This window comes from Dolichospermum sp. DET69 (genome assembly GCA_017355425.1).
GTDB lineage: Bacteria > Cyanobacteriota > Cyanobacteriia > Cyanobacteriales > Nostocaceae > Dolichospermum.
The window spans coordinates 1,378,049-1,403,679 of the sequence record CP070233.1 but is presented as its reverse complement, the minus strand read 5'-3'; the positions used below and the strand labels follow the sequence as shown (position 1 = coordinate 1,403,679).

Annotated in this window: 24 protein-coding genes, 2 pseudogenes and 1 CRISPR repeat array; of the genes and pseudogenes, 14 read left to right on the top strand and 12 right to left on the bottom strand. The window is 40.0% G+C overall.

The window, feature by feature from the left end:
* Positions 1 to 19 precede the first annotated feature (19 nt).
* Positions 20 to 955 (top strand): DevR family CRISPR-associated autoregulator, encoded by a 936-nt coding sequence (locus EZY12_06780; GenBank protein QSX69334.1) that lies wholly within the window; start codon positions 20 to 22, stop codon positions 953 to 955.
* Positions 956 to 971: 16 nt separating this feature from the next.
* A complete protein-coding gene (gene cas5 / locus EZY12_06775) occupies positions 972 to 1,604 on the top strand; it encodes a type I-MYXAN CRISPR-associated protein Cas5/Cmx5/DevS (protein ID QSX69333.1) in 633 nt (210 codons plus the stop codon).
* Positions 1,605 to 1,877: 273 nt separating this feature from the next.
* Positions 1,878 to 2,129: a CRISPR direct-repeat array (repeat unit 37 nt; unit sequence GTGGTTCAGCATTAGATGCCGTCAGGCGTTGAGCAGT).
* Between the two features lie 459 nt (positions 2,130 to 2,588).
* Here the strand turns inward: cas5 and EZY12_06770 are convergent.
* Positions 2,589 to 4,161: pseudogene (locus tag EZY12_06770) on the bottom strand (reverse transcriptase N-terminal domain-containing protein).
* 853 nt (positions 4,162 to 5,014) lie between these two features.
* On the opposite strand from EZY12_06770, the pseudogene EZY12_06765 reads away from it, so the two are divergent.
* Positions 5,015 to 6,331, top strand: a pseudogene (locus EZY12_06765) (TniQ family protein).
* Positions 6,332 to 6,491: 160 nt separating this feature from the next.
* Here EZY12_06765 and EZY12_06760 read toward each other — a convergent pair.
* Together EZY12_06760 and EZY12_06755 are read right to left on the bottom strand one after the other, a co-directional pair.
* Positions 6,492 to 6,749 (bottom strand): Txe/YoeB family addiction module toxin, encoded by a 258-nt coding sequence (locus EZY12_06760; GenBank protein QSX69332.1) that lies wholly within the window; start codon positions 6,747 to 6,749, stop codon positions 6,492 to 6,494.
* Positions 6,730 to 6,936, bottom strand: a complete 207-nt coding sequence (locus tag EZY12_06755) for a prevent-host-death protein (protein QSX69331.1) — start codon at positions 6,934 to 6,936, stop codon at positions 6,730 to 6,732. Before EZY12_06755 ends, EZY12_06760 begins: the two co-directional genes overlap by 20 nt.
* A 64-nt stretch (positions 6,937 to 7,000) precedes the next feature.
* Here EZY12_06755 and EZY12_06750 point away from each other — a divergent pair, with 64 nt between their 5' ends.
* Positions 7,001 to 7,351 (top strand): hypothetical protein, encoded by a 351-nt coding sequence (locus tag EZY12_06750; GenBank protein QSX69330.1) that lies wholly within the window; start codon positions 7,001 to 7,003, stop codon positions 7,349 to 7,351.
* Here EZY12_06750 and EZY12_06745 read toward each other — a convergent pair.
* The 5 genes from EZY12_06745 to EZY12_06725 form a co-directional block, all read right to left on the bottom strand.
* On the bottom strand, positions 7,348 to 7,734 hold the full coding sequence (locus EZY12_06745; GenBank protein QSX69329.1) for a type II toxin-antitoxin system VapC family toxin: 387 nt from the start codon (positions 7,732 to 7,734) through the stop codon (positions 7,348 to 7,350). The two genes, EZY12_06750 and EZY12_06745, sit on opposite strands and share 4 nt — an antisense overlap.
* Entirely contained in the window at positions 7,731 to 7,949 is a 219-nt protein-coding gene (locus EZY12_06740) for a type II toxin-antitoxin system prevent-host-death family antitoxin (GenBank protein QSX69328.1), read from the bottom strand. The genes EZY12_06745 and EZY12_06740 overlap by 4 nt, the downstream gene beginning before the upstream one ends.
* A 421-nt stretch (positions 7,950 to 8,370) precedes the next feature.
* Complete coding sequence (locus tag EZY12_06735) at positions 8,371 to 8,790, bottom strand: hypothetical protein (protein ID QSX69327.1); 420 nt, start codon at positions 8,788 to 8,790, stop codon at positions 8,371 to 8,373.
* A gap of 40 nt (positions 8,791 to 8,830) precedes the next feature.
* Positions 8,831 to 9,271 carry a hypothetical protein gene (locus EZY12_06730; protein QSX69326.1) on the bottom strand — a complete coding sequence of 147 codons (441 nt, stop codon included), beginning with the start codon at positions 9,269 to 9,271 and terminating at the stop codon, positions 8,831 to 8,833.
* A gap of 80 nt (positions 9,272 to 9,351) precedes the next feature.
* Positions 9,352 to 10,698: a vanadium-dependent haloperoxidase gene (locus EZY12_06725; protein QSX69325.1), complete on the bottom strand. Its 1,347-nt coding sequence runs from the start codon at positions 10,696 to 10,698 to the stop codon at positions 9,352 to 9,354.
* Positions 10,699 to 10,899: 201 nt separating this feature from the next.
* Between EZY12_06725 and EZY12_06720 the strand changes: the two genes are divergently transcribed.
* Positions 10,900 to 11,061: a hypothetical protein gene (locus tag EZY12_06720; protein ID QSX69324.1), complete on the top strand. Its 162-nt coding sequence runs from the start codon at positions 10,900 to 10,902 to the stop codon at positions 11,059 to 11,061.
* Positions 11,062 to 11,251: 190 nt separating this feature from the next.
* Positions 11,252 to 11,737, top strand: coding sequence for a hypothetical protein (locus tag EZY12_06715; GenBank protein ID QSX69323.1), 486 nt, complete (start codon positions 11,252 to 11,254; stop codon positions 11,735 to 11,737).
* Positions 11,738 to 11,883: 146 nt separating this feature from the next.
* Here EZY12_06715 and EZY12_06710 read toward each other — a convergent pair whose 3' ends face one another.
* On the bottom strand, positions 11,884 to 13,275 hold the full coding sequence (locus EZY12_06710; GenBank protein ID QSX69322.1) for an amidase: 1,392 nt from the start codon (positions 13,273 to 13,275) through the stop codon (positions 11,884 to 11,886).
* A gap of 491 nt (positions 13,276 to 13,766) precedes the next feature.
* On the opposite strand from EZY12_06710, the gene EZY12_06705 reads away from it, so the two are divergent.
* Positions 13,767 to 15,854, top strand: coding sequence for an S-layer homology domain-containing protein (locus EZY12_06705; protein QSX69321.1), 2,088 nt, complete (start codon positions 13,767 to 13,769; stop codon positions 15,852 to 15,854).
* 87 nt (positions 15,855 to 15,941) lie between these two features.
* Positions 15,942 to 16,664 carry a hypothetical protein gene (locus EZY12_06700; protein QSX69320.1) on the top strand — a complete coding sequence of 241 codons (723 nt, stop codon included), beginning with the start codon at positions 15,942 to 15,944 and terminating at the stop codon, positions 16,662 to 16,664.
* A 175-nt stretch (positions 16,665 to 16,839) separates the two neighbouring features.
* On the opposite strand, the gene EZY12_06695 is transcribed toward EZY12_06700, so the two are convergent.
* Positions 16,840 to 18,393, bottom strand: coding sequence for a DUF1565 domain-containing protein (locus tag EZY12_06695; protein ID QSX69319.1), 1,554 nt, complete (start codon positions 18,391 to 18,393; stop codon positions 16,840 to 16,842).
* Positions 18,394 to 18,421: 28 nt separating this feature from the next.
* On the bottom strand, positions 18,422 to 18,748 hold the full coding sequence (locus EZY12_06690; protein QSX69318.1) for a hypothetical protein: 327 nt from the start codon (positions 18,746 to 18,748) through the stop codon (positions 18,422 to 18,424).
* A 242-nt stretch (positions 18,749 to 18,990) separates the two neighbouring features.
* On the opposite strand from EZY12_06690, the gene EZY12_06685 reads away from it, so the two are divergent.
* The 4 genes from EZY12_06685 (at position 18,991) to thiS (ending at position 21,462) form a co-directional block, all read left to right on the top strand.
* Entirely contained in the window at positions 18,991 to 20,028 is a 1,038-nt protein-coding gene (locus tag EZY12_06685) for a thiamine phosphate synthase (protein ID QSX69317.1), read from the top strand.
* A gap of 589 nt (positions 20,029 to 20,617) precedes the next feature.
* Positions 20,618 to 20,818: a type II toxin-antitoxin system HicB family antitoxin gene (locus EZY12_06680; protein QSX69316.1), complete on the top strand. Its 201-nt coding sequence runs from the start codon at positions 20,618 to 20,620 to the stop codon at positions 20,816 to 20,818.
* Positions 20,815 to 21,021 carry a type II toxin-antitoxin system HicA family toxin gene (locus tag EZY12_06675; protein ID QSX69315.1) on the top strand — a complete coding sequence of 69 codons (207 nt, stop codon included), beginning with the start codon at positions 20,815 to 20,817 and terminating at the stop codon, positions 21,019 to 21,021. Before EZY12_06680 ends, EZY12_06675 begins: the two co-directional genes overlap by 4 nt.
* Before the next feature lie 228 nt (positions 21,022 to 21,249).
* Positions 21,250 to 21,462 carry a thiamine biosynthesis protein ThiS gene (gene thiS, locus EZY12_06670; protein ID QSX69314.1) on the top strand — a complete coding sequence of 71 codons (213 nt, stop codon included), beginning with the start codon at positions 21,250 to 21,252 and terminating at the stop codon, positions 21,460 to 21,462.
* Here the strand turns inward: thiS and EZY12_06665 are convergent.
* The gene (locus EZY12_06665; GenBank protein QSX69313.1) at positions 21,459 to 22,694 is read right to left on the bottom strand and encodes a glycosyltransferase family 4 protein; all 1,236 of its coding nucleotides are present in this window, start codon (positions 22,692 to 22,694) and stop codon (positions 21,459 to 21,461) included. The two genes, thiS and EZY12_06665, sit on opposite strands and share 4 nt — an antisense overlap.
* Before the next feature lie 1,400 nt (positions 22,695 to 24,094).
* On the opposite strand from EZY12_06665, the gene EZY12_06660 reads away from it, so the two are divergent.
* Positions 24,095 to 25,057 (top strand): DUF1517 domain-containing protein, encoded by a 963-nt coding sequence (locus tag EZY12_06660; GenBank protein ID QSX69312.1) that lies wholly within the window; start codon positions 24,095 to 24,097, stop codon positions 25,055 to 25,057.
* Positions 25,058 to 25,411: 354 nt separating this feature from the next.
* Positions 25,412 to 25,621: a hypothetical protein gene (locus EZY12_06655; GenBank protein ID QSX70548.1), complete on the top strand. Its 210-nt coding sequence runs from the start codon at positions 25,412 to 25,414 to the stop codon at positions 25,619 to 25,621.
* Positions 25,622 to 25,631: the final 10 nt, after the last annotated feature.

Sequence of the window (25,631 nt, the reverse complement as noted above, 5' to 3'; positions counted from 1 at the left end):
TTTCAATTCAATAACCCTTATGTTACATCTATTTGGTAATATTCTGACCAGTTATGGAACAGCAGCTAATAATCGTGGAGAAAATGAAGGTAATATAACTTCTTTGCAGAAAATAATATGGAAAGGAGAAGTACATACTACTGTTTCTGCGGAAGCGATTCGTTGGGCATTACGTTACTATTGGCAAAATTCTGGTTATCCAGTAAATCGAATTTGGAATGAGAATGCCCAACCAGAATCAGAACACGTTTGGCAAGATATCAACTTTGATAATGTTCGCTTTATAGATGATGATGTGTTGGGGTTTATGCGGGCAGAAGCAGCAAAAAACGAAATATCTGAGGAATCTGAAGATGAATTACAGGAAGAAACATTAGATCAAAACAAAAAAACTCGTAAAGCCAAGAGTAAGCAAAAGCCTAAAGGGAAAAAAACCGCTAGACGAGGTGCATTAGAAGTTACTCGTGCAGTATCAATGATTCCTTTCGCTGGGGATATTACTTTTAATGCAGTAAGTGGTAAAAAAGAACGAACTTCTCTTTATGGAACAGAAGTTCACGCTACTCGTTATCAATATGGGTTTGCACTAATACCTCAAAGTCTAACAGATCAAGTTCGTATAAATGCTATTCTCGATGGCTTAATTTCCATTGGTGAAGTTGCAGGAAATCATGCCCGTTTTCTCTATGACTTCTCTCCCGAAAGTATAATCTTGCGGTGGACACATGATTTTTCCCCTCGCATTCTTTATTGTTTTGAAACTGATGAATTAGGAAATATATCTGTGCCAGATTTAGTACGAAGAATTGAGGCTGGAGATATTGAACCTAATGAATTATGGATTGGGGGTGCAATTTCTAGGGATTTAGAGGATTTAGGGACTCATGTTTTTCCCGGTGTGAAGGCAGCCGTAGCAGCATTAAAACAGGTAATTAATCAAGATTTGCATCTCTAATTAAGGAGTTAATAATTTGACAACAATTGCCTTAAAAGTCGAAGTACCCATAGCGTGTTTTCGCCAATCTCGTGCCAGAGAATACGCTGAAACATACCCCGTACCTCCTCCATCAACAGTATATGGAATGTTATTGTCTCTTGTAGGGGAAGAAAATAGATATAAGCATTGTGGTGTAAAATTAGCCATAGCTCTACTCTCCGAACCAGAAAAGTCCGTTGTCATTCGCACATCCAGGCGATTTAAAAAGAAGAATATTCATGATCTTAGTAATTCTCGTCCTGATTACCAGGAATTACTTACCAATATTGAATTGGTTGTTTGGTTAAAAACAGGAGAAGATCAAGCAACACCTACTTTACTAGAACGATTACAGCAAGCTTTTAACAATCCTGCTTCAGTCAATCGTTTTGGTGGACTTTGCCTGGGTGAAAGCAGGGATCTTGTCAATGCCGTGAGTTTTGTACCAGAGAACTATCAAGGAGAGTCTCTACTATGGTTAATTCAAGATGAAACAGGGTTTTTGACCTTACCTTATTGGGTTGATCATGTTGGCTCAAAGGGAACTCGTTGGCAACGTTACACACTACAAGAATCTCAAATATGGCAACCCCCTGATTTATCATGGACTGTCATTCAATCTGTCTGAATATAGAGGATATTGAGATTTTTACAAGGATATGTGCCTGTTCAGTTAAAATTCATTGATGAGTAGTATCAATACCTTACCTGATAGGCAACACAGCGTTTTTGTTCTTATAAAATATGCTTGCAATTAATTGGAAAGCTTTTAAACATAAACCTTTTGGGTTACATTCACTGACGCTAAACTGTTAAATTTTGCAAACTTACTCATTTCTAATTGGAGGTGCTTGTAAAATCGTTTAGGAAGCCCTACAGTTCATAGGCTGTACTAATCGCTGTGGTTCAGCATTAGATGCCGTCAGGCGTTGAGCAGTCTAAAGTCGCTAGACAAATACAAGAATCCCACCGTGGTTCAGCATTAGATGCCGTCAGGCGTTGAGCAGTCAAAGTCCCGCCATTTAGAGCAATATTATCAACGTGGTTCAGCATTAGATGCCGTCAGGCGTTGAGCAGTGCTTTTTCCGATTTCGCTTGGTTTGGCAGTGTTCGCAGGTGCTTCAGCATTAGATGCCGTCAGGCGTTGAGCAGTTGTATTCTCCGGCTTTGGGGAGTGAGATAACTCGTGCTAATTACCGTTTTACTGAGAAATTTTTGAGAGGATTTCCTCCCATTGCTCAATTTGGTTTTGTATTTGTATTATCAGATACCTACTGTCAGCTTCGCTAACGCTTCCCTCATAACTATTACCAGCAGATAAACTCTGACTGCTAAGACGCTCACGGTAAAGAGCAATCAGTTCTGTCAGAGCTTTTTTATGGCTTCTCTATCCTCCTCTGTTAAGGCATTAACATCCAAGAGAATTCGCTTCGTGCCAATTTGCTCCACAAGTTCTGATCTGCTGATATCTAGGCTAGATGCGATCGCATCCAATCCATTAATCCCCGTAGGAGTTAGGGCTAGGTGGTAGAGTCGAGGGCGGGTATTATCCCGCGCCCCTCTCTGTTAAATCTGGGCGTGCGACTTTCACCGCACCCAGCTTCCGATATTCTTAGCTTTCGCTTTTGCTCATGTGAATATAATCGTGGCAGCTTTCATGAATTGCTAGAAGGTTTTTTGGTTTCCAATTGTTATGATTGGCATCAACATGATGTAAATGTACCTTCTCATCACTGAGCATTTTAAGACCACAATGACCACATTTATGGCTTTGCCGTTTAAGGGCTTTAGAGGTATGGTTGTCATAGAGCTTGCTGTTACGTTCGCTCCAATAACTTAAATCTCCGTCGTAGGGTGATTTCTCACCTTTGACATTGATGTGTTTGTTTTCGGAGTAAGGAACTGCTGGGAACGCCTTATCTAGTAATTGCTTACTGGTATAGCGATTCTGTTTAGTTTCCTTGTTGAATACCCTAAATGCTCTGTTTTGGATGTGAAATAACGAGTTTCTTGACCCGTCCATCTTGCAGAAGCGGTGGTAATTCCTCCAGCCTCTAACTACAGGGGCTAATTTTTCAGCCTTTGTGGTAGCACCATAATTCGAGTTGTTGACGATGTGTTTTACTTTCTTGCGAAAAGATTTAAAGTTGTCCACTGATGGAACACATCTAAACTTTCCGTTTTTCTGGACTTTAAAATGCCAGCCGAGGAAATCAAACCCATCTGTCGTGGCGGTTAGCTTTGTCTTTTTCTCACTGACTTTCATTCCCCGCTCTGCTAGGAACTGACTGATTTTATCAAGTATTTCTGTGGCATCGTCTTGTGGTCTGAGTATTATTACCATGTCGTCCGCATATCGAATTGATGGTTCGGTAATATCTTTCCTGGTGGTTTTGTCTGTGATTCTGTAGCCTGACATCCGGTGATATCTATGAATACTTTCAATCCCATTTAAGGCGATGTTGGCTAAAAGTGGACTTACCACGCCCCCTTGAGGTGTTCCCTGTTCGGGAAACTCTGGATTAACTCCGGCTTTGAGACATCGGAAGATTCCCTGTCTTATACTCTTAGGAGCGATGAGTTTATCCATGATGGCGGAATGGTTTATCCTATCAAAGCATTTTTCAATATCGAGTTCTATAACTCGTTTATCTATTCCATTGCAGGATGAGTTTAGGTTATTAAACAGGATTTTCTGTGCATCATGCGCTGAACGTCCCGTCCTAAACCCGTAGCTGTAAGCGTGGAAGGTTGCTTCGTGCGCTGGTTCTAATGCGTATTTGATAAGGCATTGGTACGCCCTATCAGCAATAGTGGGGATTTTCAGAATCCTGATAGTACCGTCCTTTTTAGGGATGGGTATATCTCTTAGTCCCTGGTGTACCCAGTTGCTAACGGATGCTTTTAGCAGTTCATTAAGCTCAAAGCGTTCCTTAAAGTTAAGGGACTTTTTGCCGTCAATTCCTGCGGTCTAATTCCTGTGCGTTTAGCTGTGATACTTGACGAATAGCCAGTAATCTTGCTGCGGTTGATTTCAGAATCAGCTTTTGTAGGGACTTTGCTTTGCGCTTGTCGCCAACTTGAACCGCTTTGTACACTCGTTTTTGTAGGCGGAATAGGCTGCGGCGGAATTTCTTCCAGGGCAACGTCTTCCAAGATTCACGCTTAGTTATCTCTGTGTCCAATCATGCTCTGCTCCAATTTGTGTATTCTGAACACCTCAGACCAATTACGGTCTGTCCTACCCGAATTGGGGGGATTCCGCTGCTCGTCCAGCCTACTTGGGGTTCGACCGCCCTCAGACCCTCAACTCGTTTTTATTCGTTCCCTCGGTTGATTGATAGTTCCGTTAGGTGTAGCCAATTCAACCACTGGAATCCCTAGACTCTTACCGCTATTAAGTTAAAAATGCGGCGGGAATTATCTCCAATGAAGTCAGGTTTTTGATGTTGTGTCCTGCTCACAAGTAGGTTGCTTTTCTAGGCTCTGTTTCACCGTGGGAACTCCCCGTTAGCACCAGTGTCACCCCACAACGGATGTCTGGTTGCGTCCAGTTAAGAGCTTCGACCTCCCGAAACCGAGTCGGGTCATCGTAGGCAGATAGGGAGTCATACCTGAGTCTGGTAGATGGGACTTTCACCCATATCAGACCGAGAGTTCAACCTTCTTCTATTGCTAGATTGGGTTGGTTAGCTTATGTACGGGCTGGATACCGTGATTCAACTAACAACGAATCGCACTAACTCTCTTCTTCACCTCATCGTACAGTTCTGGTACGTCTTTTTGTCCTTTTTGCCCTTTCTTACCCATTGGTTTTTAATGACTCAATACCTCCTAATCATAATAAACATCATCCGGGGCTAAAGTTGAAGGTTACGACTTCATCAAAAATATTTTAGGTATTGTGTAATGCCTGAAGTTAGATTATTATAGGCATTGTGTAATATCTAAAATATTTATTTTTAGGTCTGAGGGCATATTGCTTTATGACACTACTTGGATGGTTAAGAATCTGCAAGATGGTTCAGATGTTTCTTTATGATTAGTTTTTTACCCAAGCCTTATCCAGATGAAATCTTGTACAGTATTCTTGCCCGTTACCATATTAGAAGTGGTAATACCAGTCCAAAAACGACACTCAAGGAATTGTTTAATTCGCAAACTACTATAGCGACAATTGATTTACCATCTAATCTTGATTATTTAATTAAAAATCTTCAGTTTGTTTCAAATTATCAGATAGAAGATTTGATATATAAACATACTCTTTACCCGTTATATAGTCCTTTTTTACCGACAGAAAGGGCAAGTCAAGTTTTAGAATCAATGAAAGGAGATGATGGAGGCGATATTCATACCAGAGCCGGAATTATGGCAAGTTCAATCACTATGCCTAAGTATTTTCGGTTTTGCCCTACTTGTTTAGAAGAAGATTTACACAATTATGGAGAGTCATACTGGCATCGTATCCATCAAACACCAGGAGTATTAGTTTGTCCATTACATCGGCAAGTTTTGCAAAATAGTATAGTCTCTTTACAAGGCTTTAATAGACATGAATATTATGCAAGTAGTACAAGAAATTGTCATATAAATAAGCAGGATAATATTTATAGTCGTGAAACACTAGAAAAATTGCTGGTATTGGCTAAAGATATCTTTTGGTTGATAAATAGTAACTTAACTTCCCAGGCAATTAATTGGTTTCAGAAACGATATGTCAACTTGATGATTGAGCATGGTTTGGCAACAGCTACTGGTCGAATCTATCAGAAGAAATTACTAGATAGTTTCTTATTATTTTACGGTCGTGAAGTTCTCAATGCAGTCAATTCGATAGTGAGTTTCACGAATAAAAATAACTGGGTTAGTAGTATTGTTAGGAAGCATAGAAAATCCTTTCATCCCATCAGGCATTTACTGATGATGAGATTTTTGCAAACATCACCTGAAGAATTTTTCCAACACAATTACGAATACAAACCTTTTGGTAATCCACCTTGGCTATGTCTCAATGCTGCGGCAGACCATTATTTTCAGCCAGTAATTAAAAATTTGACAATTACTCTATGTTGTGATGCTAAAAAACCTGTGGGTACTTTTTCTTGTGCTTGTGGCATGATTTATTGTCGAACAGGTCCCGATCAAAATGATGATGATAAAATACGCATCGGTAAAATTAAAGCCTTTGGTGAAGTATGGGAACAGAAGTTAAAGGTATTAGTAGAAGTAGAAAAATTAGGTTTGCGGGAGACAGCAAGACGACTTCATGTTGATGCCAGAACTGTGGTACGTTATGTATCTCGACTTCAGTTGAAAACTCATTGGCCAACTGAAAAGGAATATAATTCGGTAGACTCACAGGAAATTCAGAATTAACACACTAGCTGTACCCCCACATCCCCCCAACAAGTGATTCCTGCGGAGCGCTTCGCTATCGCCCTCCCACATCCCAAAAAGCGAACTGACAAGTCAGCGCTTGCTCTATCGCCCTCCACATCCCCAAAAGCGATTTTCAGTAGTGAAAGCGACAGGCGAGAATTCTGATTTTATCATCTAGGACTTCATAAACCAGACGATGTTCTTGATCGATTCGCCGTGACCAGCAGCCAGATAGATCGTGTTTTAGAGCTTCAGGTTGTCCTGTTCCTTCAAATGGATTACGTTGTACTTCACGAATTAGTTTGATGATTTTTAATGCTTTTTTACGGTCGCTTTCGATCCACCAAGCTAAGTCCTCAAAAGCATCTGCATCAAATTCCAAGTTTTTCACAGGCTGCTTCTAAAGAAATTCCATCTTGACGTTTTCTAGCTGTAAGTAATCTTGCTTTCATGGCTGGACTACTCAGTAGATAAGCAGTTTCTCTCTCAGCAATTATTTCTTGCCAAAGGGCAATGGGGACAACTACGGAAACTGTTTGCCCTTCTGAATCACAGATGTATTGTAATGCGTTACTCATAGCAGCAAATATAACTTACTGTATTGCTAATAATTATAACCGCAAAAGTTTTTATGAGATATTTGTGATTCCTACGGAGCGCTTCGCTATCGCACCCCACATCCAAACAGCGAACTGCTTGCAGCAGCGCTTCGCTATCGCCCCTCCACATCCCAAACAGCGATCGCCCATTCCCCACATCCCCAAAAAGCGATCGCCCATTCCCACACCCTCAACAAGCGATCGCACCCCCACATCCCAAAAAAGCGATCGCATCCCCCACATCCAAAAAGCGATCGCCCTCCACATCCCAAAAAGCGATCGCCCCTCCACATCCCCAAAAGCGATCGCCCCTCCACATCCCCAAAAAAACGATCGCACCCCCACATCCCAAAAAAGCGATTCCTACGGAGCGCTTCGCTATCGTACTAGTTAATTGATTATTGTTACAGGGTACTGCGAAAAAATAGAATCAACGGAGATGAGAGGAATATTTTCGGCTATGGATTGAGCAATAATGAGCCGATCAAAGGGGTCTTTATGATGCAATGGCAAATGGGAATGAACATAAAGGTGGTTTACTTTGATGTCAAGTAAATTGATACAACTTTGGATAATTTCTAACTCAACAAACTCTTGATATGACCTCTCAAATTTTAGTTTTCCTAAATTATATTTAATAGACATTTCCCAAAGACTAGCAATACTTAAATAAATGGTATTGTTTTTGTCTTCGATTAAATCTTTTAGATGATCATTCAGTTGCGGATCATCGTTAACGAACCAAATAATTATTTGGGTATCCAATAATAATTTCATTCCATATAATCCTTAAAGTCTTCGAGAGGTTCGTTAAAATCTGATGATATCCACACTTTTCCTTTAGCACTACCTCGTTTCAATGGGCGTTGAATTGGGGAAATTTCTGCCACTGGTTTATTATCTTGTGTAATAATGATTTTCTCTCCTTTGATTACCAAGTCAAGATATTTAGTCAGATTAGACTGGAATTGATTTATTTCTAGTTTAGTCATGATTAGTAATTCTCTTACAATAAGTGTTGAATACTGAATCTGAATATTATCTTCATTCTAATCTGAATCGAAGAAAATGGGAAAAGCCCACACCAACATGGACGAAAAAGCGATTCCTACGGAGGACTGAGTGCCTTTGCGGGTACGTTATCGCCCTCCCACATCCTCCAAAAGCGATTCCTACGGAGCGCTTCGCTATCGCACCTTCCACATCCTAAAAAAGCGATTCCTACGGAGCGCTTCGCTATCGCCCTCCCACATCCAAAAAGCGATCGCCCCTCCCATATCCCCAAAAGCGATCGCCCCTCACATCCCCAAAAGCGATCGCACTCCCACACCCTCAAAAAGCGATCGCCCCCTCACATCCCAAAAAGCGATCACCCCTCCACATTCCCAAAAGCGATTCCTAGGTCGCGCTTCGCTATCGCCCTCTCACACCCCAAAAAGCGATCGCACTATGGCGCATAACAAGAAGGAAAAAGTCTTTTTTTATCAATTGTAATAGAGAGATTGCCTGTAAATCATTAGCTTTAAGGGCAGAGAGTGCAGAAAGATCGCTGGATGCTTCGGAACTTACCCGCAATTCTAGCAACCATCCATCTGGTACTACAACACGAACGCTACCTTGTGCTTCTCCTTTTTCTTCCTTACCCAAACCGCTCAGAAAATGAAGGTTCTCTTCTAGGATATAGAGTTTACCTAAAGAGCGATTAGTCGGAAAATTAAGAGTTCGTTCTGACCCTTGGTTCCGCGTAATGGGAGAATTACTTAGACCACAACCAGTAGCCAAAGATAGTATTGCCGCTAATAAACCTAGACCTCTGAGACTTGTTTTATTCATTTACTTCCAAACCTTGTTTGGGAATAATGGCAAGATAACTTTACTTAATTTTAAGGGTCGCATCGAAACCACCACTTAAATCCCAGAAATTATCACTTGGATCAGCATCACTAAATGTAGCAATTAATTTACCATCAGCTTCAAGGGCGGCTAGAATTGCATCCCCATTCAGAGGTGTTCCTGAAACTGTATTTCTGAAATCATTGGCATCATTCGGCCAACCATTTAAGATAATCCCTGTATTGATGTCGTCCAGATAGAGGGTTAGATCATTAAAATCAAAATCACCTGGTGCGCTATCACCATCATCCATAACAAAGCTAATCTCAATGTCCTGAATTTGAGTAGGTAGCGAAATCACCAACTTCGGATCAACCCCTGGCGGTAACGGAGCAGGCAAACGATCAGGAGCCACAGGGACAATCATCGCCTGAGTTGCGGCATTCCCCTCACGATCCTGAGCCGAACCTGGCGCAAACATCACCTTAACCTCATCCCATACCGATGGATCAACATTAGGTAACGCCTGCTGTAATAACGCTTTAGACGCATCCCCAAAACCTAACTCAATCGAACTAAAGTATCACTAACCTTAGTAAGAGAATTGATCACAACGGACTGACCATCATTGGACCCACCCACAACCTTCAAACTGTAGGAACCCTGAGCAAAAACTTCCCCAGAAACAACTTCGCTCACCGTGACATCTAAACTGGTTGGTTCGTTACTCAAATCACTCGTAATCGCCGCGATCGGTGAGACTGAATCCAAGGTAAAACTGTAATTCAAGACAGCAGAAACATTGCCCTTGCTATCTGTTGCCTCTAAACCAAGAGTATGTTCTCCTTGACTAAGATCCGTATTACCATTAATTTCCTTCAGCTTGGCACTGTCTAAACTAAAACCGACCTTTTGCAGAGTTCCCAAAACATCCACAAAAGCCCCACTGTCCAACTTGGCACGGAAGACCGCGATCGCATTTTCATCCGTAACCGTGCCAGAAATAGCAGGATTATTCGTAATCTTGTCGGTATTACTGCTACCCGTATCATTAGTTAAACTTGCCTGAATAACAGGAGCCTGAACATCCTTCGTTAACAAGTTTTGTAAGACATAATTACCCACCGACTTACCAGTAGCTAATCCATCCACATTATTATCTGCATTGAAATGAATCCCGCCATAAATCCGACTAATTCCCGCTTCATTTGCAGCAGCATTAAAATTAGTGAAAGTACGATTAACACCAGGAGTTCCCAGAGAATTGAGACTAAAGCTGACATTATCACCCAAAATTGTCGTTAATACCGTTGCCGCAGCCCCACTAAAGGTACTATGTCCAGAAATATAGCTGGGGAATGGCGGTGTCGTAATTAGGGGTTTCCAATTGGTGTCAGCAGTGGTATTAGGATTACCATCTGTATCAGCTTTTTGAATTGCGGTAATGGGTCGCCAAGAATTTTCGGTATATTTAGCATCCCAAGCAGCAATTCCTGCATCAGCCAAGGAAATATCCAATAAGGCAAATAAACGGGCATTATCTACTAAGGAATTACCCTTGGTTGCAGCGGCATTTTGAGCAATTTGATTCCAGTGTCCAGGAGGTGTAAATGTACCTGAACCGTCTGCCCAGAATTTGGCAATTTCTGTTTGGTCAGCAGTGCGGGTGGTACTATTAATACTGCCTAAATCCTTAACCTGATTGAACTCTGTAGTATATTGATCACTCGTTAAAGCGGGTTCACCAGCAGGACGGAATTGAGAACCACTGGTTAATCCGAATGGTGTCACCTGTCCCCATTGTGGTAACAAAGCTGAAGCATTAGCTGGTGGTGTTGGTTGCCAATCACCAGGGTTAGTTCCAGGTGTATAATTTACGGTGGTATTGAACCCATCTGTACTCCGCAAGGTGAGGATATCATTGGCAACAGTTTGACCAAAGGTTACTCCCGTAGTTTCTGCTTCACCGTCAGTAATTTTAGCTAGGGAGGCTGTTAAAGCAGTATCAAAGAAGGTTTTTTGGTTAGGGTAGAGATTGATGAGAACGGTATAAGCGGCTGAGGCGGCGGCGGCTTCTGCTGATACAATTGTCGGGGCTGTACCTGTGAAATGATAGTTTTTGTAAGTCTTGGTAATACTGTTTATAGCATCAAAAACTGCGGTTTGGGCGAGTCTGAAGGTAATGCTCTCTTATTTTCTGTACTTAGACCACTTCTCAAAAAATATGGTGGGGTATGTATTGTTTGTGATGCCAAATCAGTTGTCCATTAGTTAAGTTTTGTAAATAAATATCAAATAATAAGTGGCAAATAAAATCAGATTTTTTGATTAATTACCAGCATTTATTTGCGTTTTTGGTTGTCAATACTCCAGTGCAAAAGAAATTATATGATGAGCAACAGCTTATAGTATTGCTATAATTATTTTATACCTTTAAGAGATCATCTCTGGAGTGTAAAAAATGAAATCTTTAATTTCAACTTTCACTCAAAATCTAGATTTTTCCGAAACAGAAATAGAATCCATACTTGCAACACCTTTAAATGAGGTACTTAACTCACCCGCTTTGAAAAAGGAATTGGACAGTTTAGATATTAACTTACTCAAAAAAACCTTACCTACAGCCGGTGCAGTTTTAGCTGAACATTTACCACTTTTTTATGATTGGCTAAAAAATGAATTAGGAGTTAAGCGTGTTCCTGACAGTCCAGATCATACAACAAAATGGGTAGTTGGTTTTCTCAACAATCAAGAAAGTATTAATCACTTAGTTGAATTACATCGTCCTGTACCCCACGCAGCTTTAGAACAAGCTGTTCCTCGTTTGGTAGGCTTATTTGATGGGGTTGAAGAGGAAAAAGTGCGTCAAGAATGGGAAAAAGCAGTTGCAGCACTTTGTTTAGTTCTAGTTGTTGATGCTCGTGAACAGGAAAAACTTGCTAATTAAAATGTCTGAATCAGGATACCCACCGATTTAAGGATTGACAGGATTTAATATTGAGATATTTGCAAACTTTTTGTTTTTCAGATTATTTCATGGATAACAATCCTGTAAATCTTTAAATCCTCTAAATCCTGATTCTGACAGTTTATCTAAAATTTTGGCCGATGTTGAATCCAAGGATTAGCGGCTTCTAATTGCGCTGCTAGACTAATTAAAGTAGACTCAGCCGCAGGTTTACCAATTAACTGCACACTCAGGGGTAAACCATTGCTATCAAAACCGACAGGAAGAGCGATCGCAGGTAATCCGGTAGCATTTGCGACAGGGCAAGGGGCAACCCAGTGGGCAATTTTGGCAAATGTCTCTTCTGCACTCAAATCTGCCCATTCACCTACACGAATGGGAGAATGTAAATAAACAGGTAATACTAACACATCTACAGTATCAAAAAATGCAATAATTTGCCGAGAGGTAATTTGCATTTGGGACAGTGCTTGCAGATATTCACCGGCAGAACCATTTTTTGCTAATAACCAGCGGTTCAAAGGTTGTAAGGCTTCTGAGGGAATTCCTGCTGCTGCTATTCCCGCTTGCCAAACTGCTATAAATGGTTCAATTAAGCCGCTAAAGTCTGGATATTGTTCCGTAACTTGATGTCCAAATTGTGCCAATAATTCAACTGTTTTTAATACTCCTTGTTTACAGTTAGCATCAGCTTCTCCAAAGGGCTGAATACTGGTACTAAAGGCAACTTTTAGAGAATCTAATTTAATTTGAGTCGCAGCGAGAAATGATGGTTGCGGATCTGGCAACCAATAAGGATCACCGGTCACATAGCCAGACATCACATCTAACATTGCCGCTGCATCAGCTACTGTGCGAGCAAGAGGACCATCAACAGCAATGCCTCCTAAGCGATCGCCTACAGGGGCTTTAGTGATTCTTCCTCTAGCTGGTTTGATGCCAACAACACCACAACAAGCCGCCGGACCACGGACTGAACCACCACCATCTGAACCTTGAGCGATCGCACTTAATCCTGCTGCTACTGATGCTGCTGCACCACCACTAGAACCACCCGGAGTATATTCTAAATTCCAAGGGTTTCTCGCTGGTGGAAATCCCGGAGGTTCGGTGTAAGGACAAGAGCCTAATTCTGAAGTTGCAGTTTTACCAAGAATAATAAATCCAGCTTGTTTAATTTTTGTAACTACGCCATCATCATGATTAGCAATATTATTTAACAGTGCCGGATTTCCGTAAGTACAGGTAACACCTGCAACTGCACTTAAATCTTTAATGGAAATTGGCACACCAAAAAACGGCGGTAATTCTGAAGTCGTTGTCAGTAATTCCGTTTTGTTTTTAGCATCAGCGATCGCTTTTGCAGCCGTGACTGTAAAATAACTTCCCAGTTGGGGATTTAAGCGTTCAATTCTCTCTAAATATACTTCCACCAACTCTAAAGGTGACACTTCCCGCAGACGGATTAATTGTGCTAATTCTAAAGCCGGAGTAAAAGCTAGATCGTTATTGTTCATATATAAATCATAAAATCTGCTAATTTAACTTGTTACTTTAGCAGGATTTATGAAATTCAAAGCAAAGAAATAGAAAATTAACCACGTTCGCGAAGCGTTCCGCAAGGAATAGGGACGAAGGACACGAAGGGAATAGGGTTTCCCTATTCCTTTTTTTTCATCAACCGGATTTTAACTAAAAATATGGTTAATTATGCAATACTGTTGCCAAAATAAGAGCCTTGATAATTTTTGGCAAAAACGGCAAAAATAAGCATACATAAGCGTTTTGAGGAAAAGGTAATTTAGAATCTAAAACCCTTATCTACCCCGTCAATACATTTAAAAAATCCTTGTCGGAAACCTTTAAGGAATTTTTAAGGCTGATTGTTTTTGCCAAGCAAGAGTGAGAAACGGGAGTTCATGGTTAAAGCATTATCATCTCACCCTCGTAATTTGGCAATAGTATTGTTATGGATGTCACTATTAAAACCTTACACGTTTAACAATCAATGGTTAATTCTAGTCTTGTGGCCACACTCTATGTGAATCCTGTTACAGGAAATGATGCTAATACGGGTTCTCGTGCCAATCCCCTAAAAAGTATTACCTGCGCCCTCAAACAGGCGAAAACATCAACAATTATTCAGTTAACTACGGGAACTTATAGCACAGCCAATGGAGAGGTCTTTCCCTTAGTCATTCCACCGTCCATGTTGATAGTCGGAAATGAGGCCAATAAAGGTCAGGAAATGATCATTTCTGGCAGTGGAGAATATACCAGCCATAGTTTTGGGGTACAGAATATCACTTTACTCTTAGAAGGTGATGCCAGTCTTTTGGGTGTGACGGTGACTAATCCTGCTACTAAAGGTACTGGTGTGTGGATTGAATCATCAATACCTACCGTGGCTAATAGTACATTTAAGAACTGTACTAGAGAAGGAATTTTCACCACTGGTAATGCTAAACCGGGTATTGTAGATAATTTGTTTATTAACAATAAAGTGAGTGGGCTAGTCATGGCTAAGAATAGCAAAGGAGAAGTGCTGCGTAATGTATTTGAAAATAATGCTTTAGGCATAGCTATTAGTGATTTTGCTGCGCCTTTAGTCGCAAATAATCAACTTTCAGCCAATGGGACAGCGATCGCTCTGTCTCGTGATGCTAAACCAGTATTACGGCGGAATCTCATTACTAATAATACCCAAGGTGGTCTTTTAGTCAATGGTAATGCTGTTCCTGATTTAGGCAGTCCCCAAGATCCTGCTGACAACATTTTTCGAGAACAGGGTAAATTCGATTTACAAAATGTTACAGATCAAAAAATTATCTCTGTGGGTAATCAGTTAAGTCTTCCCCAGGTGATTGGGGCGATAGATTTCATGGCTGCTACCGCTGACACTCCTAGTCAAATAGGAGTAAGCAGTAGGTTTGCTGATTTAGAAGGACATTGGGCGGCAGCCTTCGTAGAAGCCTTATTCAGTAAAGATATTATTAGTGGTTTTCCTGATGGCTCTTTTCAACCAGCCACACCAATTAACCGCGCCCAATATGCGGCCTTGATGACAAAGACATTTCAACTACCCGAAAGTAATCAACTAAATAAGTTCAAAGATGTAAAATCAGACTTTTGGGCGGCTAAAGCCATAGCCAGTGCTGCGGATAGAGGCTTTTTGAAAGGCTTTCCCGATGGCACATTTCGTCCAGAAAACAACTTAACCAAAATTCAGGCACTAGTCTCCATTGTTAACGGTTTAAACTTAAGTGGTGGTAATCCTAACGTTTTAATGGTATACCGTGATCGCGTCCAGATTCCTAGTTACGCTACCAGTGCCGTGACAGTGGCTACGCAAAAACTATTAGTTGTCAATTATCCTCAACCAGATCAATTAGAACCACTGCGGGACATCACTCGCGCTGAAGTAGCAGTTCTCATTTATCAGGCACTCGTGGCCACAGGGTTAGAAAATCCTCTGCCCTCTGCCTATATTGTCAAACCAGAGACAGAGATTCCCTCTTTTTCCGATATTGTTGGCCATTGGGCAGAACCATTTATTCGGGCATTAGTTAGTATGAACTTAACTCAGGGTTTTGCTGATGGCACATACCAACCAGATCAAGCTATGACCCGCGCCCAATACACAGCTTTAATCGCCGCTGCCTTTAATCCCCCAGCGAAACGTCCTTCCCCAGAATTTACAGACATCGCCAAAGATTTTTGGGCAGCTAACGCCATTGAAATAGCAGCCAGAGGCGGTTTTGTGGGCGGATTTAGCGATCGCACCTTCCGTCCTACCCAAAACGTTCAACGGCTACAAGTCATAGTCTCCTTGGTTAACGGATTGGGACTTTCGGCAACTGAACAAAAAACCCTAACCTATATTGACCAAGATAAAATTCCCGAATATGCCCGAACAGCAGTTACCATCGCTACCCAGCAGAAAATTATTGTTAATTATCCAGATCCCAACTTACTAGCACCCACCAGGGAAGCCACTCGTGCCGAAGTTGCCGCCATGGTATATCAGGCATTAGTAGCCAGTCAACGCACAAAAGTTATTAACTCACCATATATTGTTTTGCATATCAGCAATTGACAAGTAGAATGAAAAACACTGCCTATCACTTTTGCTGCTAGTGAAAAAAACTACTCATGTAGCTAAAAGTACGCTAGGCTAGACGCGATGGGTGAAATATTTATACCTGTTGCCTATAACTTGCAGCCCATGTTAACTACATCCCCGTTTACTCAACCCTTTGCAGCTCCGGCCGAATTAGCAACTAAGTTATTAACTCACTACAGCTTTGATCTGAATGGATACAATGCTAGTGAGTTAGTTAGCTGCTGGCAATCAGAATATCCCATTCATTGGTTACATTTAGCAGTTATTGAAGCTTTGTATCAAGGTCGTTATAAAGCCATATCTGTCCAGCAAATCTTGACCTCTTGGCAGCGAAAGGGAGAGACAACATATCATTTCAACATGGAATTTGAGCGCATGATTTGTAGCAAATTCCCAGAACGTCTCACTTCCCTCTCTCTACCAGTTTTACCACCCCCTAAACAGGAAATCAGGATGGAAAAATCTAAAAATCCTCGTTTATTACCTGCCCCAGTTAGTTATAAATATCAAATAAATAATAATTTACAGCCAACAGCAGAGAAACGAGACTCTACCCTAGAAAATCTAGTCCCAGTCCCTCCTTCTGCTCAATTAACACCAAATATCAGTCAACAGCCAATTATTGAGGAAATTTCCCCCCAACCTGCCCCACAGTTGATGTTACCAGCAACCGCCAATCATCCGCCTATTGGTCAGTTTATGCCCCAAAAGAGCGCTCGCACGGAATCCTTCACCTCCAAACTCAAATCCCTCACCAGCGAAAGATTGGAGTTGGTTTTTTAGTCAGTTGACGGTTGACGGTGGACGGTTGACGGTTGACGGTTGACGGTGGACGGTGGACGGTTGACGGTTGACGGTGGACGGTTGACGGTTGACGGTTGACGGTTGACGGTGGACGGTTGACGGTTGACGGTGGACGGTTGACAGGTAACCGTTGCTCGTTGTCACCAATTACCCATTACTTTACAGCCTCAAGCACTGTTTTTAAACCTTTGCTATTGAAGAGGTTTATCACTTCAGAGGCACTTTCTTGACCCTTGAATACTCCCACCTGCATTACCCTGCGGCCTTGCCAAACTTTAGGAAAAGCGTCAGTGACGAGAGAACTGACAAAATTCTGTTGCTGCTTATTTGCAACTAGCACTAGCACCCGGTAACTGACATTTTGCCCAGAAGCCGGATAAATTTGGGGGTCTGATATTGGGGCTGAATTCTGAATATTTTCCCCTGCTGCTGCTTGAGGGGCCACAAATTCAATAGCACCGGAATCAAGTTGCGTATAATTAAATTGGGATGAATCAGACAGATTATTTGGTAATAGTGGCAATTGATTGGGCTGAGGAACCGGTTTAAATTTTAAAGGTGTTAGAGTTCTTTGATTAGGAGAATTGGGAACGGTGCGGGCTGAAGTTTCTGTTGATAAAGGATTAGAACCAGGATTTCTGGCTGTAGGTGCGGTTGTACCTTGAAGATCCACTTTACCGCTGATACGATTGCTAACCAGATTATTTCCAGCCGCAGAAAATACTAACTTGGCACTTTGAGCATTGATATCATAACGACCATTATTCCGAAATATATTCTTGCCTGGGTCATAACTCGTACCTAAATCTGGTCTAGCTTGGGCAATTACTACTAAACCATCTTCTCTATTACCTTGAAGAAGATTATTCCTTAACATTGGTGTAGCATTTGCTTGGACAATAATACCCGATCTATTGTTCTGAATTTGGTTAGCTACTACTACGGGAGCAGCATTTTGGGCAATATTAATCCCAAAACCAGTTTCTTGAAAGATGTTTTCCCTGATTTCGGGGCGTGCATTGCCAGAAATAGTTATACCATTAGCGCCATTGCGAACAAAGGAATTTTTGCTAATACTTGGTGTACCATCACCAGCAACAGCAATTCCATCTTGGGTATTATTAGTAAAGGTATTTTCTCGCACTAGAATATTACTGGATTCAATCCATAATCCATAACCACGAGGATTGGAGTTAGTGACGGTGACACCACTTAAACTAGCTTGGTTAGCACCGACAATGGCCACATTTTGACCACCAAAACTGCGACTGAGGTATTCGCCACCACCAGTAATTGTTACTGTGCTGCCTTTGCTGTTAATATCTCCTTGAATGGCCACACCTGGTTTTAACATTAAAGGAAATACTTCTCCAGTTTGGGTACTATATGTACCGGGAGAGAGGATAATTACACTATTAGATGGTGATGCTTCTAAGGCTTGGCCAATTGTCTGCCAAGGTGCGCTGATACTACCATTACCTGTTTTGTCATTTCCCGTATTTGGGTTGACAAATGATTGGTTAATCTGAGAGATTGTTTTTTCACCTTGGAGTATTTGTTCGACTCCCATAGGAACTTGAGCAAAGACACTACTTACACTTGTTATCAAGAGTATTGTACTCGTCACTCCTAAACCAACAGTTAAACTCAAAATTGAGAAACTCAGGGAGTTTGTCCGAGTATTCACGGATTTTTGGGAAACTATCATTGTTTATAAAACTCCTGAAAAATATATATCAAGAACGTTGAAAATCTGTTGGTGTTTGAAAAGTTCTCTTGTCGGTCTCAAAAGTTTTAGATCCCTCTAAATCTCCCTTAAAAAGGGAGACTTTGATTCCGGTAGAGGATGTTTGAAAAGTTCTCTTGTCGGTCTCAAAAGTTTTAGATCCCGCTAAATCTCCCTTAAAAAGGGAGACTTTGATTCCGGTAGAAGATGTTTGAAAAGTTCTCTTGTCGGTATCAAAAGTTTTAGATCCCGCTAAATCTCCCTTAAAAAGGCAGACTTTGATAACCGTTCCCCCCTTTTTAAGGGTTAGGGGGGATCTAAAAATGCCTAAAGTCACAGCGAAACCCTTTATGGCTACGCTACCCAAGCTATCAAACAACCTCTTAGTTTCTGAAACTGTATATCAACTGCTACCTGGCAACTGTTATACAATCAATTTTTATACTATTTAATAGTAGTATGTCCACGATATTATTTATATCTTGACAAATTAACCGCGATTAGTTAGCAAATATTTAATCATAAAAATATGAATCAGGCTGGCTATTACTATCAAAGCATGAAAAATAGAGGTTTGTAATGGTTTTGTCCCATAGTCACACACAGCAAACTGTTTATCGCATTTTAGATGCTAATTTAGATCGCGCTCGTGAGGGGTTGCGAATTATTGAGGAATGGTGTCGGTTTGGTTTAAATAATGCCCAGTTTTCGAGTATATGTAAACACCTGCGTCAAGAGTTGGGTACTTGGCATACGGCGGAAATCCGGGCAGCACGAGATACACCGGGTGATCCAGGAACTGATTTAACTCATCCCCAAGAGGAAGAACGGGCTGATATTACGTCTCTATTACAGGCTAATTTTTGCCGTGTGCAAGAAGCATTGCGAGTATTAGAAGAATATGGCAAGCTTTATAATGGGAATATGGGGACAGCTTGTAAACAAATGCGTTATCAAGTGTATACCCTGGAAAGCAATTTGATGGGTTATCAGCGTCATCAGTTATTATGGCGATCGCATTTATATTTGGTAACATCTCCCACAGATAACCTATTGGCAATAGTGGAAGCGGCTCTGCAAGGTGGTTTAACTCTGTTACAGTATCGGGAAAAAACCGCCGATGATTCGGTGCGTTTAGAAATGGCTATGCAGCTACGGCAGTTATGTCACCATTACGGGGCTTTATTCATTATTAATGATCGGGTGGATTTGGCTTTGGCTGTGGATGCTGATGGTGTACATTTGGGACAACAGGATATACCCATTGCTATAGCGCGTCAACTACTGGGCAGTCAGCGCATTATTGGCCGCTCTACCACAAATCCGCAAGAAATGCAAGGGGCAATTGCCGAAGGTGCGGATTATATTGGTGTGGGACCTGTGCATGAAACACCGACAAAAGCAGGTAAAGCCGCAGCCGGTTTAGAATATGTGAAATATGTTTCTCAAAATTGTCAAATTCCCTGGTTTGCAATTGGGGGAATAGACATGAGTAATTTGAATGATGTCATGAATGCAGGAGCGCGACGGGTAGCTGTAGTGCGATCGCTCATCCAATCTGATCAACCCACTCTAGCAACTCAATATTTTCTCTCTCAACTCCATCGAATTAAGTGAATGAGGAGGACTTACGCATTGACCAAAAATATCAAATATGTGTTGCTGTGAAAACCACATTTATCCTAGGGGTAAAGCAAAAGCTAAACCCCTACTCTACGGTTGATTTATCGGTAACAATAGAATTAGTTGCACCCTGAAAAAAGGTATTTTGGTGAACGCATATCATGATTGATTTGGACAGTGCGTAAGTTCTCTCAATATTCTTTCGTTGATTATTTCATTAAATTTACTATCTATACTCAATACCTTAGCCATTTTTGTGTAGGTCGGCTTGAGCGAAGAGAAACCCGACGTATTTGTTGGGTTATGCCTTACGTATCCCTGACGGGATACGTCCCATTGCTTTGCGAACGTTCACGTTCCACAAACCACCCTACGAATCAAGGAATTTTTTGATTTGGCTAAGGTATTGTATACTACTATTAATTATTATTTTAAATAATTACTCAGTGGAGAAAAATATCCATTAATTATTGTTAATTTTTAGACACCAATAATTCTTAAAAAAATTGTATTCAACGAAGGGATACTATTAAGATATAATTATGTTTAATCATACCACACCTAAAAGCTTGAACTTCAAACCATGAAAATAAAAGTCATTATTCATAAAGAAGAAACAGGTTACTGGGCAGAAGTTCCTGCTATTCCCGGTTGTGCCACCCAGGGAGATACTTTTGAAGAATTACTACAAAATATATATGAAGCCGTTGAAGGTTGCCTACTTGTTGATATTGATTCATTAGAACTTGATGAATCTGCTCAAATATTAGAAATTGCCGTATGAAATCAATTTCAGGGAAAAATTTTGCTAAAGTATTAGAATCTCAGGGATGGCAACTTCTACGCATTAATGGTAGTCATCATATCTATGGTAAATCCGACAGTCCAGCCCGAATTTCTGTTCCTATTCATGGGAATCAATCACTAAAACCTGGACTATTACGGCATTTTCTAAAAGTTGCTAATCTGAGTGAAGACGATATTTAATATTCTCAGTAAATATGAATAACTATATAGAATATCAGCAAAATCTCAACTACGCACAAGGAAATACATCAATATCAATTAGCAAATATTAGAAAGAGATTTCAATAATGTACAATTGACAATTGGTGATAAAATCCTTATTTCATCCTGTTTATCCTTTAATCGGTGGATATTCTGATTCTGACTACATTATTATTTTCATAGGTCCTAAATTCAAAGTTTTTATTTATGTCCAATCAAATTCATCTCCAAGTTAATGGAGAAACTCGCAATTGTTTATCCCCAACTGCTTTACCTGAATTACTCCAACAGTTAGGTTTTAATCCGCGTTTAGTAGCAGTAGAATATAACGGTGAAATCTTACATCGTCAATTTTGGTTAGAAACTCAAATTAAAAATGGCGATCGCTTAGAAGTAGTTACAATCGTTGGTGGTGGTTAGTTCAACAAACAAGAACAACAAGATTCAGGACTATATAACCAGCGATGATAGGTTTTCCGTTTCGCTAATTCCTTACCTTGACGGCCTAGTTTTTCCCGTAGTTGTGAATCTTGACACAACCGATTGAAAGTTTGCAAAACTTCATAACCAGAGTCGGGATTTACTAACAGGCCATTTTCTTCATGATGAACCGCATCTAAAACACTACCTAAACGAGAAGCAATTACAGGTTTACCAAAATAACCTGCTTCTAAATAAACTACACCAAACTTATCTATATTTTGATCTTGATGATTATCTGAATTCAACATAGCGAAAATATCACAAGCTGCATAATAACCGGCTAAATCCCGCTCTGGTACATACCCAGCAAAATGGACTCTTTTGGCGATTCGCAACCTTTGGGCTTGGGATTTTAGCTGATTTTCACAACTTCCTTCACCGCAAATAATATAATGAACATCCACACCAAAATTTAGCAATACGGGAATATTATCTATTACCCGATCAAAGTTCTTATATTTAACTAAATTACCCACAGAAAGAATCACAATTGCTGTTTCTGGGATATTGTAAGTTTGACGAATGCGATTACGTAAATCATCAATATGACTCAGACTAGTAGGATTACCAAATCTTTCTGGTCTGACGACTGGATTAATAACATGAGTTGGTGTGTCTAAACGAAAAGTATTTCTCAAAGAATTGCGAATATAAGAACTATTACAAACAATTCCATCAGCGCGTTTGAGAGTTACTTTTAATAGCCATCTCCATAAAGGGTTACTAGCTGTACGGACTAAATCATTATCATGTAAATAGATAAAAAAGCGAATTGGTAAAATATAACTTAGTACCAACAACGCTGGAAAATCATAACCTTGACACCATTCAATGTAGCGGTAATGATAGCGAAAATATAATCTTATAGCTAATAAAAAAGCAGCACTAATATTGAATCCAGATTGAATAATATTTCCTAACCAGTTATCACACCAAGCAGGAAAATTAAACCAACGATAAACCGGAAATTGCTGGGATTTATCAAATTTTTTATCTCCAGCACAACCACCCGCTAAAACAATTACCCGATCTGGATCTTGTAAACAACGGTTATATACATATTCACCAATTACAGCCTCATCTGGGCGGAATATTCGGGAAATAACTAGGATATCTGGATAAGCTGTATTATCTCTAACTTGTAACCCTAGTCGTGATATATTTTCCATAATTAAGCTTGATAAATTAACTGGAATTAGGGCGTTATCTTAAATTCAATAAAAGGCTTTTACTTCCGTAAGGGTTTAGCAATGCTAAATTCCTACTAAATTTTGCTGTATATAGAAATAAAGTTTTTAAATTTTGCTGATTTAGAAAAAATGCAATACTTTTCTTAAATTTGTGAGCATTCAGCTTTATCAAAATAATCACGAATTTTAGAGTTTACTGAGATTATTTTTATCAAAGAGGGGAACAGGGAATAGTTTTTCCTATTTCCCGAACTTGGAGTAAGAGACCTCGACTTTTATAAGTGGAGTATTTCGAGTGGGGTCTAAATCCCCCTTTTTTGTTACTCCCTGTTCCCTCTTTAACAAATCTTGCTCCTCTATATTCTTGATTTAACAAGTATTCTGATTCGGTGAATCTTTCTTGGAATGATCAAACATCAGGCTGACAAAATTACAAATTTTCAACCTATTTTACCGCCCATTATTGTTCAATTTACCCAGGTTTATCAGTGCTGGATAAGTTATTTGTATAATCCAAGATAGTTATGATTAATAACTGATACTCCCAAGAGATTACTCAGAAACTACTCGGAAAATTGTTAACTTTAACTATTTCCTTTATAATATCGCAAATACTGGCTATTTTGATGCCAAATCGCCAGAAAATATAGGTAATTTTGTAATCTGCGTCATAGCATTTACTGCCAAATTATGATTTAATAATTCCCATCATTTTCACCTTTGTTGTTTACCTGATTTTCATTTTTGTTAGTGTATCAATCATTGCATTTAGCCCATGTTAAAATTGAATACCTTTAAATGGTAAACATGGATATATTTGTCACAATACAGCCTATTCTCAAAGCTGGTTTCTCAAACTAAGCTAACAATTGATAGATAGTAAGTGTAAAATTTTTAAGTGTCACCGTGCTTACATCACTGATAAAAAGTAAAACCCCCTAAAATATAAGTGCTAAATATTCCGTCTCTATCCGGAAAAAATTAGTTAGTAGCAAAATTAGTAATATAAAAAAACTCGTATCATTTAAAAGACTCTTATTCAGATACTCAAATACTACTTAGAAGTAGCAGGATTTACACTTAATTAGTAAGTGCTGAAATATTGAACAAGAATTATTGCTGATATCATTAATTAATAAATGATACAAATTATTTTTTCAGCCCTCACATTATCAGTATGGCATCACCGGGAATGAGGAATTATTAATTGATTCCCAAGTTTTTTGATGGTAAGGAGGTTTCACGGTACGGTTATCAACTCCAGAAATCTCTCCCTATTTCCTCCCTAACCAAGATCAGAAGCGGTAGATTATAGATAGTCTTGCTTCTTCTAACAGAGGCAGTCATCATAAAAATACAGTTGTTGTCCTAAATGAGTTATGAGTAAAAAACTACAAAGATTCCTCAAACCCCTATTTAAAACCGTCTTTATCCTTAGCTTAGTGCTAACTTTAGCCTTTAGTCATGCTAATGATGCTTTAGCAGCCCGTAGTGGTGGCAGAATTGGTGGTGGTTCCTTTAGAATGCCTTCTAGTCGTACTTATGCACCACGCACTAATATGCCTAGCGGTGGTGGCTACTATGCTCCCTATGGTGGTGGTTTCGGATTTCCGTTTCTTTTGCCCTTATGGGGTTTCGGTGGTGGTTTTGGCGGTTTGTTTGGGATTATCATCTTTTTTACCATGGCGAATTTTTTAGTCCAAACATTTCGCCGTGTTACCAATGGAGAAACGGAAGAAGTCAGCTATAGCAGCAACCCTTCTGTTTCCGTTACTCGCTTACAAGTTGGTTTACTAGCCCAAGCTAGAGATCTACAACCCGAACTAAATCGCATTGCTGAAACTGCTGATACCAATAGCCCAGAAGGCAGAAGCGAAGTTTTACAAGAGGCTAGTTTGGCTTTATTGCGTCACCCTGAATATTGGGTATATGCGGGTGGTGGAACTCAACAAGCAAAGTTAAATTCCGCAGAATCTCAATTCAATCGTTTATCTTTAGCGGAACGCAGTAAGTTTAGTGAAGAAACTCTCTCTAATGTCAATAATCAACTAAAAGCTGTTCTGAGTCAGGAAGCTTTATCTGGTGAAGATAATCCCACTCGCTTGATTACCGAAGGACCAGGAGAATATATTATTGTCACTTTATTAGCAGCAACTTTGGGTAAGTGTGAAATTCCTGCTATTAATAGTGCTGATGATTTACGTCAAGCCTTACGTCAAATTGGTAGTCTTCCTAGTGAACAACTTTTAGCTATTGAATTGCTATGGACTCCCCAAGCAAAAGGGGATACATTAACATCAGATGATTTGTTTGCTGAATATCCTGATTTGAAGTTGGTTTAATTGGGGATTGAGGATTTTTTCTGATGCGGATATTTTCCTTTTTTAGATAGCTTGAGTCCAGGAAGGGCTGGCAGTAGTTGAAAGTGAAGTGACTTGTAATCAAATATCACCAGATTCGTTTTAAGATTATTTATGTCACAATTGAGGAAACTACTATTTATCATCCTACTGCCGTACAAGCCCTAACCTGTCTCAGGGTTTGCCACAATTTGTCTAACTGTTTTCTAGATATCCATTTAATTCGATTTAATGAAATGAAGGGATATGTATACATTCTCGCAGGTGATGAAATCCAAATATTAATTTTTCCTGAAGGAAATTGGAGGTTTATTGATGAAACCTGATTTTACTGAAATGTCAAATTCTGAACTGAGAGCTTATGTCCGTAAGAATCCCAATGATTGGGAAGCTTTGGATATTCTGGTGAGTCGCCGTACTCCTGATTCAGAAGCTACATGGTATGCGCCAATGGTGACAGCAGAGGGTGTACCAATAGAAGAAAATATCCGGTTAGCTGAAGTAGCTATTCAGCAACAAGTTATGTTAGATAATCAAAAGCGGTAAATTAGGATTG